The sequence below is a fragment of the Providencia sp. 6390 genome (assembly GCF_058148425.1).
This window is the reverse complement of record NZ_JBYVYL010000014.1, coordinates 1-15,135: the sequence shown is the minus strand read 5'-3', so window position 1 is coordinate 15,135 and position 15,135 is coordinate 1. Positions and strand designations below refer to the sequence as shown.

10 protein-coding genes are annotated in these 15,135 nt (G+C 43.7%); 1 reads left to right on the top strand and 9 read right to left on the bottom strand.

Features of this window, described 5'->3' with window-relative positions; all coding sequences use genetic code 11:
* Positions 1-40: 40 nt before the first annotated feature.
* Positions 41-907, bottom strand: coding sequence for a VWA domain-containing protein (locus AC3Z9T_RS20665; RefSeq protein ID WP_490127983.1), 867 nt, complete (start codon positions 905-907; stop codon positions 41-43).
* Positions 908-1,464: 557 nt separating this feature from the next.
* Between AC3Z9T_RS20665 and AC3Z9T_RS20660 the strand changes: the two genes are divergently transcribed.
* A complete protein-coding gene (locus AC3Z9T_RS20660; protein ID WP_490127960.1) occupies positions 1,465-2,244 on the top strand; it encodes a class I SAM-dependent DNA methyltransferase in 780 nt (259 codons plus the stop codon).
* A 67-nt stretch (positions 2,245-2,311) separates the two neighbouring features.
* Here AC3Z9T_RS20660 and rpoC read toward each other — a convergent pair whose 3' ends face one another.
* The 8 genes from rpoC to secE form a co-directional block, all read right to left on the bottom strand.
* Positions 2,312-6,532 carry a DNA-directed RNA polymerase subunit beta' gene (gene rpoC, locus AC3Z9T_RS20655; protein WP_490127959.1) on the bottom strand — a complete coding sequence of 1,407 codons (4,221 nt, stop codon included), beginning with the start codon at positions 6,530-6,532 and terminating at the stop codon, positions 2,312-2,314.
* 114 nt (positions 6,533-6,646) lie between these two features.
* Entirely contained in the window at positions 6,647-10,675 is a 4,029-nt protein-coding gene (gene rpoB / locus AC3Z9T_RS20650; protein WP_490127958.1) for a DNA-directed RNA polymerase subunit beta, read from the bottom strand.
* A gap of 348 nt (positions 10,676-11,023) precedes the next feature.
* Positions 11,024-11,389, bottom strand: coding sequence for a 50S ribosomal protein L7/L12 (rplL, locus tag AC3Z9T_RS20645; RefSeq protein WP_070928490.1), 366 nt, complete (start codon positions 11,387-11,389; stop codon positions 11,024-11,026).
* A gap of 60 nt (positions 11,390-11,449) precedes the next feature.
* Positions 11,450-11,947, bottom strand: coding sequence for a 50S ribosomal protein L10 (gene rplJ / locus AC3Z9T_RS20640; RefSeq protein WP_490127957.1), 498 nt, complete (start codon positions 11,945-11,947; stop codon positions 11,450-11,452).
* Positions 11,948-12,265: 318 nt separating this feature from the next.
* Entirely contained in the window at positions 12,266-12,967 is a 702-nt protein-coding gene (gene rplA, locus AC3Z9T_RS20635; RefSeq protein ID WP_490127956.1) for a 50S ribosomal protein L1, read from the bottom strand.
* 3 nt (positions 12,968-12,970) lie between these two features.
* On the bottom strand, positions 12,971-13,399 hold the full coding sequence (gene rplK, locus AC3Z9T_RS20630) for a 50S ribosomal protein L11 (protein WP_004264379.1): 429 nt from the start codon (positions 13,397-13,399) through the stop codon (positions 12,971-12,973).
* Between the two features lie 167 nt (positions 13,400-13,566).
* Positions 13,567-14,112: a transcription termination/antitermination protein NusG gene (gene nusG / locus AC3Z9T_RS20625; RefSeq protein WP_070928484.1), complete on the bottom strand. Its 546-nt coding sequence runs from the start codon at positions 14,110-14,112 to the stop codon at positions 13,567-13,569.
* Positions 14,113-14,499, bottom strand: a complete 387-nt coding sequence (gene secE, locus AC3Z9T_RS20620) for a preprotein translocase subunit SecE (RefSeq protein WP_490127955.1) — start codon at positions 14,497-14,499, stop codon at positions 14,113-14,115.
* Positions 14,500-15,135: the final 636 nt, after the last annotated feature.

The following is a 15,135-nucleotide window of genomic DNA, read 5'->3' as shown; positions in this document are numbered from 1 at the left end:
TTCCCCTCTTTCTTATTGGCTAGAGAATATCGCTTACGCTTTAACGTTTACAGTAATTACCTACATGTTTACTGTTGTCTTTTCCACAGCAGGAATCAATTGTTCTATTAATAATATCTGACATTTTATTCACTGCCGCAATAATATTTGGAAGCTGATCACACACCGAACTACAATCTAAATTATCTTTATTTGGTAGAACAGGTGGCGTCAAGCTATCGCACAGCACTTCTTTCAGTACCAAAACAAAATTAGCAATACCCGTTGTATAAATATAAGCGCGTCCGTCTGTTTCTTTGGCTAAACGCTCGTATTCCCTAGTGACATTATCCCTATCAGCAAGACTTGGAAAACGATCAAGGTTCGTTGGTCTATCTTCTGGTGTTCCCTGATAGGTATAAACTTTAATCCCAGCTTCTTGAGCGACTGAAATTGCCTCATTATTTTTTGCTATTGCAGCACGAGTTAAAATTCCACCACCACCTTCCATACCCTCATCACCTAAAACAAAAATGGCTCTACGTGCATCATCACGCCAATCAAAATGTTTACTAATATCAATCACTGCACGACATAGGTCTTCTTTATTTCCTGAGTGATCCCTACCATCTGATTCTTTGAAAGGTAACCTAGCTTGTAAGTCCCGTTCATTGGCGCCTAGTTTGATAAGATGCTCGCTGGCTGTCTGATCAAACTTGGTACCAGCCCATGTCCCTTCAATACCTAAAAAGGTAGCACGCAAGCGAGATGGGCAATCGGCCGATGCTTTTTCAATTGCAGCATCAATTTGTTTGCTAAGATCGCTTGCTTCATCAGACATTGAAGGGCTGGTATCGATAACAACGACTAAGTCTAATGCGATTGCACCACTTCCCGTCACAACTTGAGCAGTCTGGTTTCCACCCATCGCAGTTGATAGATAGGCAGCTGCCGAAGACATATCAGAAATAAAAGAATTAACCTTATTGTCACTATTATCTACATTTTTATTCATAATAATGCTCCTTTGAATTTTATAATTTCAAATATATTGAATGAAAATATTATGATGATGTATTTCTGAATGAAGTTACATAATCCCTCAATAGTTAGTTGAGGATGAGCATTATTAATTTATTTTCGACAACAATCACTCCATAATTAATAGAATGCCTTTTCAAAATTTAATAAAATATCACCAATTTAATTTTAAAAAATAAAAGCCAGGAAATTAAAAGCGTAATAATTATTGATGTAATATCTTCATATATAAATTAACATCATAATAACTTTATTATTAAAATAAAAATAGAACTGAAAAACACGAATAATAGAATTTAAAATAGCATATTTATCAAAAAAACCAAGGTTAACCTACCTTTATATCACAACCTCAAAAACTAACAAATAAAATAATATTAAATTCTTACCTAATTATTTATGATGAAATTTAATATCCCTAAAAATATAACTCAAGGTAAAACTATGGGCAAAAGAGAACTACGACTACGTGTTGCTCCCTCAGCACTAAACATTGAAAAATTACCTAAATCCATCTTTGATGATTTACCCGAGCTTTATGAAGACACATTAAATTGGTTATATCGAAAGTATTTAGAGATCCCAACAATAAAAAATATTCTAGGTGATATAACAGATTTATCATTGCTTGATTTTGGCTGTGGCCCCGGTGTTTTATCTCGGCAGCTTAAAAATATGGGAGCAAAACACGTTGTTGGTTATGATATATCTCAAGGCATGCTTAATTTTGCACAACAAAAAGAACGAAACTCTCCTTTAGGTAATACATATATTTCTAATATCAGTTCAGACTACTATAAAAGCTTTGATATTATTGTTTCTATTTATACTATGAGTTTCAATAAGCACTATAGTGAATTGCAATCCATGATAAATAAAATGTCTAGCTTATTAAAACCTAAAGGTAAATTAATAACAGTTGTCATAAACCCTAATTTTAGTCATGACCCAGAATATTATCGCCCTTATGGTATAAGATTAAAAGATGCCACCCCTCGCTCAGATGGTAGTACAATCGACCTGAATATTTGCCACTCAAGTTATGATATCCATTTTCCTTTGTACAATTGGACAATAGAAACACTAAGTTTGTTACTCAAACAAGGTGGTTTTTATAATATTAATCTTAACGAATTAATTGCGCCACCCTCCGAGCACATTGATAAATTGGCTGATTATATTTCCTGTCCACATGCTAAGATTATTACCGCAGATAAAATTTAACTATAAAAAAACCGGTGCTTTTTACAGCACCGGCTATATTATTGCTTTTTAATAAGACTAATTAGTCTTAATTATTGTCGCTGCTAAAGCCTGCATTTAACAGCTCAGCTAAGTTAGCCGTTGCTTCATCTGCGCTAACTTGTGGAGCTTCCACAACATCATTCAGATGACGACGACGGATACGATCTTGGTGATACGCAAAACCTGTACCCGCTGGGATCAGACGACCAACAATAACGTTTTCTTTCAGACCGCGAAGCTCATCGCGTTTACCTGCAACCGCAGCTTCTGTCAGTACGCGTGTTGTTTCTTGGAACGATGCTGCTGAGATGAAGGATTCTGTTGCCAGAGATGCCTTAGTGATACCCAACAGGTCACGATCGAATTTCGCAGAAATCTTACCATCAGATTCCAATTTACGATTCGAAACTTTAACACGTGAATATTCTACCTGCTCACCTTCGAGGAATTCAGAGCTTCCTGCATCCGCGATAGTGACCTTACGCAGCATCTGACGAACGATAACTTCAATGTGTTTATCGTTAATCTTAACGCCTTGTAAACGGTAAACTTCCTGAACCTCGTTAGTGATATAACGCGTTACGGCATGAACACCACGCAGACGCAGAATATCGTGCGGAGATTCTGGACCATCAGAAACTACGTCACCGCGTTCAACGATCTCACCTTCAAACACGTTGAGCTGACGCCATTTAGGGATCATCTCTTCGTACGGATCGCTACCATCTAGTGGGGTAATAACCAGACGACGTTTGCCTTTGGTTTCTTTACCGAACGAGATAATACCGCTGATCTCAGCCAGAATTGCTGGCTCTTTCGGACGACGTGCTTCAAACAAGTCAGCTACGCGTGGCAGACCACCCGTGATATCTTTGGTACCCACAGATTCTTGTGGAATACGAGCTAAAGTATCACCCGCGTTGATCGCGATGCCATCATCTAACTGAACAATTGCTTTACCCGGTAAGAAGTACTGAGTTGGCATGTCTGTGTTAGGGATAAGAACATCGTTACCATTTGCATCAACAACACGTAATGCAGGACGCAAGTCTTTACCACCACTAGTACGCTCAGCAGTATCCAATACAACGATTGATGACAGACCGGTTAATTCATCAGTCTGACGAGTCATTGTTTGACCATCAAGCATGTCAGAGAAACGGATAATACCGGATACTTCACTGACAACTGGCATTGTATGTGGATCCCAGTTAGCAACGGTTTCGCCGCCGTTAACTGCCGCGCCATCACCTTTAGTCAGGTGTGCACCGTAAGGTACTTTATAGCTTTCTTTAGTACGACCGAACTCATCAATCAGACGCAATTCTGTATTACGAGAAGTAATAACCAGTTTGCCTTCTGAGTTAGTAACGTATTTCGCATTGAACAGCTTCAGTGTACCTGCGTTACGAACTTGGATGCTAGATTCAGCAGCCGCTCGAGATGCCGCACCACCGATGTGGAACGTACGCATCGTCAGCTGTGTACCCGGCTCACCGATTGACTGTGCTGCGATAACCCCGATAGCTTCACCTTTGTTGATGATATGACCACGAGCAAGGTCACGACCATAACAGTGAGCACACACACCGAAGTCAGTTTCACAGCTAACGACTGAACGGACTTTAACGCTGTCAACAGAGTTTTCTTCTAACAGGTCACACCATTTTTCGTGTAGCAGTGTGTTACGTGGAACTAGGATGTCCGCAGTACCTGGGATCAGGATATCTTCTGCAGTCACACGACCTAATACACGCTCACGCAGTGGTTCTTTAACGTCGCCACCCTCGATAACCGGAGTCATCAGGATACCTTCGTGAGTACCACAGTCATCTTCAGTCACTACCAAGTCTTGTGCAACGTCAACTAAACGACGTGTCAAATAACCGGAGTTCGCTGTTTTCAATGCTGTATCCGCAAGACCTTTACGAGCACCGTGCGTAGAAATAAAGTACTGGAGAACGTTCAGACCTTCACGGAAGTTTGCCGTGATTGGTGTTTCGATGATTGAGCCATCTGGCTTAGCCATCAGACCACGCATACCAGCAAGCTGACGGATCTGCGCAGCAGAACCACGAGCACCGGAGTCGGCCATCATAAAGATACTGTTGAAAGAAACCTGTTGTTCTTCTTCGCCATCACGGTTGATGACAGTTTCAGTTGACAGGTTTTCCATCATCGCTTTAGCAACACGTTCGTTTGCCGCTGCCCAGATATCGATAACTTTGTTATAACGTTCGCCGGCTGTTACCAGACCAGACTGGAACTGTTCCTGAATTTCTGCAACTTCAGCTTCGGCTTCGGCGATGATCCCTGCTTTTTTCTCAGGAATAACCATATCGTCGATACCAACCGATGCACCAGAACGTGCCGCATAGGCAAAACCGGTATACATGATTTGGTCAGCAAAAATAACAGTAGGTTTCAGACCCAGTACACGGTAACAAGTGTTCAGCATTTTAGAGATCGCTTTCTTACCTAGCGCTTGGTTAACCAGCGAGTAAGGCAGACCTTTCGGTACGATCATCCATAAAATTGCACGACCAACAGTAGTATCAACCAAACCAGTGTTAATCGTAATGTTACCTTCGCCGTCTTTCACTTCTTCAGTGATACGGACTTTAACGCGGGCATGCAGTGATGCATGACCTGAACGGTAAACACGCTCAGCTTCTTTAGGGCCGGCCAAAACCATGCCTTCGCCTTTCGCGTTTACACAGTCACGCGTCATGTAGTAGAGACCCAATACAACGTCCTGTGAAGGAACGATGATAGGCTCACCACTTGCTGGTGACAGAATGTTGTTGGTTGACATCATCAACGCACGTGCTTCTAACTGAGCTTCCAGAGTCAGAGGAACGTGTACCGCCATTTGGTCACCATCGAAGTCGGCGTTATATGCCGCACAAACCAATGGGTGCAATTGGATAGCTTTACCTTCGATCAAAATTGGTTCGAAAGCTTGGATACCCAGACGGTGAAGTGTTGGTGCACGGTTCAGCATGACTGGGTGTTCACGGATGACTTCATCCAAGATATCCCAAACAACCGCTTCTTCGCGCTCAACCATTTTCTTCGCAGCTTTGATGGTTGTTGCCAGACCACGTAGTTCTAACTTGCCATAGATGAATGGTTTGAATAGCTCAAGAGCCATTTTCTTAGGCAGACCACATTGGTGCAGACGTAGGTATGGACCTACGGTGATAACCGAACGACCTGAGTAGTCAACACGCTTACCAAGCAAGTTCTGACGGAAACGACCTTGTTTACCTTTGATCATATCAGCCAAAGATTTCAGAGGACGTTTGTTAGAACCGGTAATTGCACGACCACGACGACCGTTATCTAACAGTGCATCAACCGCTTCTTGCAACATACGTTTTTCGTTACGTACGATAATGTCTGGCGCAGCCAGATCGAGAAGACGTTTCAGACGGTTGTTACGGTTGATGACGCGACGATACAGATCGTTCAGATCTGATGTAGCGAAACGGCCACCATCCAATGGAACTAATGGACGCAGATCAGGTGGTAAAACTGGCAGAACATTCAGGATCATCCACTCTGGTTTGTTGCCAGACTGAATAAATGCTTCTAACAGTTTAATACGCTTAGTCAGCTTCTTACGCTTAGTTTCAGAGTTCGTTTCGTTTAACTCTTCACGCAGTGTTTCACACTCGTTTTCAAGATCGAGGTTTTTCAGCAGACCTTGGATTGCTTCCGCACCCATTTTAGCGTCAAATTCGTCACCGAACTCTTCCAGCGCATCGAGGTATTGCTCTTCTGTTAAGATCTGTGCACGTTCAAGGCTAGTCATACCGCCTTCAACAACCACATATGATTCAAAATACAGAACGCGTTCGATATCGCGCAGAGGCATATCTAACAGCAAACCGATACGGGATGGCAGTGATTTTAAGAACCAGATATGCGCAGTCGGAGAAGCAAGTTCAATATGACCCATGCGCTCACGACGGACTTTAGTCTGAGTGACTTCAACGCCACACTTCTCACAAATCACACCACGGTGTTTTAAACGTTTGTACTTACCGCACAGACATTCGTAGTCTTTTACTGGCCCGAAAATACGCGCACAGAAAAGGCCGTCACGCTCAGGTTTGAACGTACGGTAGTTAATGGTTTCTGGCTTTTTCACTTCACCGAATGACCACGAACGGATCATATCAGGTGATGCCAGAGCAATTTTGATCGCATCAAACTCTTCGGTCTTGGTTTGCGCTTTCAGAAACTTAATTAAGTCTTTCACAAAATGGCTCCTGTCGGAGTTAGACCTGTCAGGTGAGTGGCCCCTGCCGCTCTCCCCTAATCCCAGTACTGATTACTGGCCGGAAGGCGAAAATCGCCTTCCGGTACAAACGAATTACTCGTCTTCCAGTTCGATGTTGATACCCAGTGAACGGATCTCTTTCAACAATACGTTGAAGGATTCCGGCATACCAGGTTCCATCTGATGGCTACCATCGACGATGTTTTTATACATCTTCGTACGGCCGTTAACGTCATCCGACTTAACTGTCAACATTTCTTGGAGCGTATAGGCTGCACCGTATGCTTCCAGTGCCCACACTTCCATCTCCCCGAAACGCTGTCCACCGAACTGCGCTTTACCACCCAACGGCTGCTGAGTAACCAAGCTATAAGAACCTGTAGAACGGGCGTGCATCTTATCGTCAACCAAGTGGTTCAGTTTCAGCATGTACATGTAACCAACAGTTACTTGACGCTCAAACTTCTCACCAGTACGGCCGTCGAACAATGTAATCTGACCTGAAGTTGGCAGACCACCCAGTTTCAACAGTTCTTTAATTTCAAACTCTTTCGCACCATCGAACACTGGTGTTGCGATTGGCATACCTTTTTTCAGGTTCTCAGCCAGACGCATAACTTCATCGTCAGAGAAAGTATTCAGATCCACTTTCTGACGCGGGTCATCACCAAGATCGTAGGCTTTCTGGATAAACTCACGCAGTTTGGCAACTTCTTGCTGTTGTTTAAGCATAGCATTGATTTTATCACCAATACCTTTCGCAGCCATACCCAAGTGGGTTTCCAGAATCTGACCGATGTTCATACGTGATGGTACGCCCAACGGGTTCAGAACGATGTCTACAGGGTTGCCGTTTTCATCGTAAGGCATGTCTTCAACTGGGTTGATTTTTGAGATAACACCTTTGTTACCATGGCGACCCGCCATTTTATCACCCGGTTGGATCTGACGTTTAACAGCCAGATAAACCTTAACAATTTTCAGTACGCCTGGAGCCAGATCATCACCTTGGGTGATCTTACGGCGTTTCGCATCAAGTTTTTTCTCGAACTCAGATTTTAGTTCATCGTACTGTTCAGCTAATTGCTCTAACTGGTTCTGTTTCTCTTCATCAGCCAGAGACAGCTCTAACCAACGATCGCGAGGCAGTTTATCCAGTTTTTCAGCTTCAATTCCGCCGTTAACCAGTACAGAACGGATACGTGCAAACAGACCTGCTTCGAAGATACGTAGCTCTTCGGTTAAGTCTTTCTTCGCTTCACGTAACTGAGTTTCTTCGATTTCTAGCGCACGTTTGTCTTTCTCAACGCCATCACGGGTAAAGACCTGTACATCGATAACTGTACCGGAAACACCGTTTGGAACGCGTAGAGAAGAGTCTTTAACGTCAGACGCTTTTTCACCGAAGATTGCGCGCAGCAGTTTCTCTTCTGGAGTCAGCTGAGTTTCACCTTTAGGTGTTACTTTACCAACTAGGATATCGCCGCCTTTAACTTCAGCACCGATATACACAATACCAGACTCATCGAGTTTAGAGAGTGCAGCTTCACCGACGTTTGGAATGTCAGCAGTAATTTCTTCAGGCCCCAATTTGGTGTCACGAGACACACAAGAAAGTTCCTGAATATGAATCGTTGTGAAACGGTCTTCTTGAACAACACGCTCAGATACGAGGATGGAGTCTTCGAAGTTATAACCATTCCATGGCATGAATGCCACGCGCATGTTTTGGCCTAGCGCCAATTCACCGAGGTCAGTTGAAGGACCATCAGCTAACACGTCACCACGTTCAATTGGTTCACCCAAAGATACACAAGGCATCTGATTAATACAGGTGTTCTGGTTAGAACGGGTATATTTAGTCAGGTTATAAATGTCGATTCCAGCTTCGCCTGGATACATCTCGTCTTCGTTAACTTTGATAACGATACGTGATGCATCAACGTACTGAACTGAACCACCACGTCTTGCAACAGCAGTTACACCTGAGTCAACCGCTACCGCACGCTCCATACCAGTACCAACTAATGGTTTGTCAGCACGTAAAGTAGGAACCGCTTGACGTTGCATGTTTGCACCCATCAATGCACGGTTAGCATCATCGTGTTCAAGGAATGGGATCAGTGACGCACCAACAGAAACAACCTGTTGAGTCGAAACGTCCATATATTCAACCTGATCGCGGCTGAATAAGCTTGATTCACCATGGTTACGACAAGTAATCAGTTCTTCAACAAAACTACCATCATCCGCTAATACGGTGTTTGCCTGAGCAATGATGAAGTTACCTTCTTCAATTGCAGACAGATAGTGAATTTCATCTGTAACGATACCATCACGAACTAAACGATAAGGTGTTTCAAGGAAACCGTACTCGTTGGTCTGTGCATAAACAGACAATGAGTTGATCAGACCGATGTTCGGACCTTCAGGGGTTTCGATTGGACACACACGACCGTAGTGAGTTGGGTGAACGTCACGTACTTCGAAGCCCGCACGTTCACGAGTCAGACCACCAGGGCCTAACGCAGAGATACGGCGTTTGTGCGTGATTTCAGACAGTGGGTTGTTCTGGTCCATAAATTGAGACAACTGGCTGGAACCAAAGAACTCTTTCACTGCCGCAGAAATTGGCTTCGCGTTGATCATATCTTGTGGCATCAATGCATCAAGGTCGCCCAGAGAAAGACGTTCTTTCACTGCACGCTCAACACGGACCAGACCTACACGGAACTGGTTCTCTGCCATTTCACCAACAGAACGAATACGACGGTTACCTAAGTGGTCGATATCATCGACTTCGCCTTTACCGTTACGAATATCGATGAGTTTACGCATAACATCAATGATGTCTTCTTCACTCAGGATACCTGAACCTTCGATTTCATCGCGGCCCAGTGAACGGTTGAACTTCATGCGACCTACCGCAGACAAGTCGTAACGATCTTCAGAGAAGAACAGGTTATCGAACAAGTTTTCAGCAGCTTCGCGAGTTGGTGGCTCACCAGGACGCATCATGCGGTAGATTTCTACCAATGCACTCAGACGATCGTTAGTTGGGTCGACACGAACGGTTTCAGAGATGTAAGCACCGTGGTCTAAGTCGTTAGTAAACAATGTTTCAATTGTTTTATGACCAGACTGGCTCAGACGTGCCAACATATCTAATGAAAGTTCCATGTTTGCTGCACAAATCAGCTCACCTGTACTTTCATCAATGTAATCTCTTGCTACCACTTTACCGGCGATATATTCAACAGGCACTTCAATGCTGTTGACTTCTTCTTTTTCCAGTAAACGGATATGACGAGCAGTGATACGACGGCCTTTCTCTACATAAACTTTGCCGTTTGCTTCGATATCAAAGGAAGCAGTTTCACCACGTAGACGCTCAGGAACTAGCGTCATCATCAGCTTATTATCACGGATTTGGAAAACAGTTTTTTCGAAGAACAGATTTAAAATGTCTTCAGTGCTGTAATCCATTGCACGCAGAATAATGGTCGCAGGCAATTTACGGCGACGGTCAATACGTACAAACAGGTTATCTTTCGGATCGAATTCGAAATCAAGCCATGAACCACGGTAAGGGATAATACGCGCGTTATACAGGACTTTACCTGATGAGTGTGTTTTACCTTTATCGCTGTCGAAGAACACACCAGGGCTACGGTGTAACTGAGAAACGATAACACGCTCAGTACCGTTAATAACGAAAGTCCCGTTTTCGGTCATGAGTGGAATTTCACCCATGTAGACTTCTTGTTCTTTGATGTCTTTTACGGTGCCTTCTGGTGCTTCACGCTCATAAACAATGAGACGCAGCTTAACACGCAATGGCGCAGAGTACGTGACACCACGAATTTGACATTCTTTAACGTCAAAAACAGGCTCACCTAAACGGTAGCTAACATATTGCAGTTCAGCATTGCCGCTGTAGCTCTGAATAGGAAACACAGAACGGAATGCTGCTTCCAGCCCGTTCTGACCATCAGGATCTTGCTCGATAAACTTCTGGAACGAGTCAAGTTGGATAGAAAGGAGATAAGGTACATCCAACACTTGTGGACGTTTACCAAAATCCTTACGAATACGTTTTTTCTCGGTATAGGAGTAAACCATAGGGTTCCTCAGCTCGCTGATCAGTGACCCACTCTGTCCGTCCATAAGGACAGCATCGCTAACGCTATTTTTTGAAATGGAAAATGAACACTTTCCGTAATACTCATTGCTATTACTCTTAAATCATTTCATTGTGCCACTCTGACTACCGAGCTACCCGAGCGGGTCGTAGCTGAGAACACAGTATATTAAGTCGTCAATAGAAAGAAGTATTGGAGGGTTTGTTAACATCAAAATTGCGTGAAAAAGCTGTTAACACCCAATCACGCTTTACAGCGCAAAAAGGCTGGTGATTAAATAATCACCAGCCATCAGCCTTTAAGTTAGGCTGCAAACTGAAAACTGAACTTATTTAAGCTCAACAGAAGCGCCTGCTTCTTCAAGAGATTTTTTCAGAGTTTCAGCTTCGTCTTTGCTAGCAGCTTCTTTGATAACTGCTGGCGCAGACTCTACCATGTCTTTAGCTTCTTTCAGGCCTAGACCAGTTGCACCACGAACTGCTTTGATAACTGCAACTTTGTTACCGCCAACTGCAGACAGAACAACGTCGAACTCAGTTTTTTCTTCAGCAGCTTCAGCTGGGCCCGCAGCAACAGCTACAGCTGCAGCAGCAGAAACGCCGAATTTTTCTTCCATCATGGTGATCAGTTCAACAACGTCCATTACAGACATTTCAGCAACTGCGTCAAGGATTTGGTCTTTAGTGATAGACATAACAAGTGTTCCTAAAATTCAGAAATAGTTTATACGTTAAAAAGCAACGAAGGAAAGGGCTTATGCAGCTTCTTTCTGATCGCGCAGAGCAGCCAGAGTACGAACCAGTTTGCCTGCAGCGGCTTCTTTCATGGTTGACATCAGGCGTGCGATTGCTTCTTCGTAAGTTGGGAGAGTTGCCAGACGATCGATATCTTTCGCTTGGATTAACTCACCTTCAAAGGCCGCAGCTTTAATCTCAAATGCTGGATTCGCTTTCGCGAACTCTTTGAACAGACGAGCAGCAGCGCCCGGGTGTTCGTTAGAGAAAGCAATCAAGGTTGGACCAACAAACGCGTCTTTCAGGATATCATAAGAAGTCCCTTCAACAGCGCGACGGATCAGTGTGTTACGAACAACACGGATATAAACGCCGGCTTCGCGACCTGCTTTACGCAGTTCAGTCATTTTTGCTACAGTTACGCCGCGTGAATCAGCAACAACTGCAGAAAGCGCGCCTTTGGCTACTTCGCTGACTTCAGCAACAATCGCTTGTTTGTCTTGAAGATTTAGTGCCATTAGCTTCTTGCTCCTGGATTAACCGGGAAACCCCGGGGACTCACATCACCCAAACACGACATGTGTAGGGCGCTAAAACACGGTGAGCAGAAGCCAAAATAAAATTCTGGGTATCTCTGTCACCGTCTACGCAGGTAGATTAAGTAGTGATTAACTACACCTGCGGTCTTGGACGGGGTCTGGAAAGGCCAGACTCCATACCGAAATTCGTGGTTTGCTAACACTTTAAATAGCACTAGCAAACTCAAGGCGTCAGATTTTATACAAATCTGACGCAAAGGTAAAGTTTAATTACCAAATTAGCGATAGGCTAAGGTATTAAACTGCTGCTGACAGACCAGATTGGTCAACAGCAACACCAGCACCCATCGTAGTAGACAGGCTAACTTTCTTGATGAAAACACCTTTAGCAGAAGCTGGTTTTGCTTTTTTCAGCGCAACAAGCAGTGCTTCTAGGTTTTCTTTCAGTTTGTCAGCATCAAAGTCAACTTTACCGATAGTGGTGTGGATGATACCGTTTTTGTCGTTACGGTAACGAACCTGACCTGCTTTAGCATTGTTTACTGCTTCAGCAACGTTAGGAGTTACAGTACCAACTTTCGGGTTTGGCATCAGACCACGTGGGCCCAGGATTTGACCTAATTGGCCAACAACGCGCATTGCATCTGGAGAAGCAATAACAACGTCAAAATCCATTTCGCCAGCTTTGATTTTATCAGCCAGATCTTCCATACCAACCAGCTCAGCGCCAGCTGCTTTAGCAGCTTCTGCGTTTGCGCCTTGAGTAAAGACAGCAACGCGAACTGAACGGCCAGTACCGTGTGGCAGTACAGTAGCACCACGTACGTTCTGGTCAGATTTACGAGCGTCGATGCCAAGGTTAACAGCAACGTCAACGCTTTCTACGAACTTAGCAGTCGCTAATTCTTTCAGCAGAGCAACGGCTTCGTTGATGTCATACTGTTTAGTTGCATCAACTTTTTCACGGATATTGCGCATGCGCTTATTCAGTTTAGCCATTGATTAATCCTCCACAACCAGGCCCATGGAACGAGCAGTACCTTCGATTGAACGCATCATAGCGTCAACATCAGCACCAGTCATGTCCGCAGCTTTAGTTTCAGCGATTTCGCGAATCTGAGCAGAGGTCACTTTACCAACTTTATCTTTGTTTGGCTTACCAGAACCAGACTTAACGCCAGCTGCTTTTTTCAGCAGAACGGCTGCAGGTGGGGTTTTAGTAACGAAAGTGAAAGAACGGTCTGCATAAACTGTGATAACAACAGGAATTGGCAGGCCTTTTTCCAGGCTGTCTGTTTTTGCGTTAAACGCTTTACAGAATTCCATGATGTTCACACCTTGTTGACCCAGTGCTGGACCAACCGGTGGGCTTGGGTTAGCCATACCAGCTGCAACTTGCAGCTTAACGTAGGCTTGTACTTTCTTAGCCATGAATATTTCCTCTAGATGGGTGATAGCGCCTAAATATAGGCTCCCCGTTAATTAACACGCCCCGCAAATCGACTTTAACGTGCAATTATGCGCAACGTAAAAAACAAAAGGCGCGAAATTATAGTCAAATTTCACGCCTTTTGCAAGCCAGTTTTTTGTCGTTAAGACTATGCTTTCTCGACTTGGCTGAAATCCAGTTCGACAGGGGTTGCACGACCGAAGATAGAGACAGAAACCTTCAAGCGGCTCTTTTCATAATCCACTTCTTCCACAACACCATTAAAGTCAGCAAATGGACCATCACTAACACGAACCATTTCGCCTGGTTCGAACAAGGTTTTCGGACGTGGTTTATCACCAACTTGTTGTAGGCGATTCATGATCGCATCAACTTCTTTGTCGCTAATTGGTGCCGGACGATCCGAAGTCCCACCGATGAAGCCCATAACACGAGGTACGCTGCGTACTAAGTGCCATGATTCATCATTCATAACCATTTGAACTAATACATAGCCTGGAAAAAACTTGCGTTCACTCTTACGGCGCTGACCACTACGGATCTCAACAACTTCTTCCGTTGGCACCATGACTTCACCGAAAGAGTCTTCCATACCATGTAATTTGATATGTTCGCGCAAAGATTGCGCTACACGGCCTTCAAAACCAGAGAAAGCCTGAATCACATACCAGCGCTTTTTAGGTGAATCTGACATTTAGAATAACCTCAGGCTTGTAATAAACGAAACTAAACGTACTAGGATACCATCTAATCCCCACAGTATTAACGACATAATCGCCGTTACTACAGCAACAATCAAAGTCGTTTGTAATGCTTCTTGGCGAGTTGGCCAAATTACTTTTCGCATTTCAATGCGGGCTTCACGCGCAAACGTTAGTGTTTGTTTGCCTTTTGTGGTCCACAAAGCGACGGCACCTGCAAGGGCGACAACAACCACAACAGCAAAAGCACGCAGCGCGAGATTATATTGACGGAAGTAATAGTTGCCAACTATAGCAATCAATAGCAGGACAGCAACCACGGCCCACTTAAAGATGTCTACACTGCGTCCACTTCCTTGAGCTTCGCTATTCGCACTCATAATTCAACCTGTTACCATGAAGTATGTATAAAGCCAGCTAACTTACAAATATAAGACAAGCTGACCAAACCAATAGAATATGCCAACATATCCCTTATATACCCGTAATCCTTCAAGTTGCAGCGGTGTTGACTACGTTCAGCTAGCCGAGTCACATAGTTTATCTATGCTCCCCGTCTATCTTCGCTTGTCGCCTACCTGCAACTCGAATTATTTGGGGTATATACTACCAGCCAAGCTTGCTAAGTCAGAAAGGGGTATCATTGACAACACCTGCAAAGTTAAAAGATGAGTTCACACTATCTATTTCGCAGGTTATTTCCGGCATGCCCAGCAAATTTTTTGCCATTTTCTTTATGAAAACGAATTTCTAAATATGGCAGCGGTAAAATATACCATATCTTCTGAGCAAAACCTTAATAAATCTCATATAACTGCATAAAGCTGCTGATACAGTTGATATTTCGTTGTTTCAGAGCCTATCTCACCAATAATTTCAACAACCATTGATGAGATAGGTTCTTAATTTTACAACGTTATACTTGTCATACTTCTAAATACAACTCTCTTAGATGTATCTTGAATTATTTCAAGTATAAAAAGGGCATCATATAGATGCCCTTTTCACTAAAGTGG

Excerpts from the sequence above, each read along its gene's own strand:
- rplL (WP_070928490.1), bottom strand. The coding sequence starts at position 11,389 with ATGTCTATCACTAAAGACCAAATCCTTGACGCAGTTGCTGAAATGTCT.
- secE (WP_490127955.1), bottom strand. The coding sequence starts at position 14,499 with ATGAGTGCGAATAGCGAAGCTCAAGGAAGTGGACGCAGTGTAGACATC.
- nusG (WP_070928484.1), bottom strand. The coding sequence starts at position 14,112 with ATGTCAGATTCACCTAAAAAGCGCTGGTATGTGATTCAGGCTTTCTCT.
- rplK (WP_004264379.1), bottom strand. The coding sequence starts at position 13,399 with ATGGCTAAGAAAGTACAAGCCTACGTTAAGCTGCAAGTTGCAGCTGGT.
- AC3Z9T_RS20665 (WP_490127983.1), bottom strand. The coding sequence starts at position 907 with ATGGGTGGAAACCAGACTGCTCAAGTTGTGACGGGAAGTGGTGCAATC.
- rpoB (WP_490127958.1), bottom strand. The coding sequence starts at position 10,675 with ATGGTTTACTCCTATACCGAGAAAAAACGTATTCGTAAGGATTTTGGT.
- AC3Z9T_RS20660 (WP_490127960.1), top strand. The coding sequence starts at position 1,465 with ATGGGCAAAAGAGAACTACGACTACGTGTTGCTCCCTCAGCACTAAAC.
- rplA (WP_490127956.1), bottom strand. The coding sequence starts at position 12,967 with ATGGCTAAACTGAATAAGCGCATGCGCAATATCCGTGAAAAAGTTGAT.
- rplJ (WP_490127957.1), bottom strand. The coding sequence starts at position 11,947 with ATGGCACTAAATCTTCAAGACAAACAAGCGATTGTTGCTGAAGTCAGC.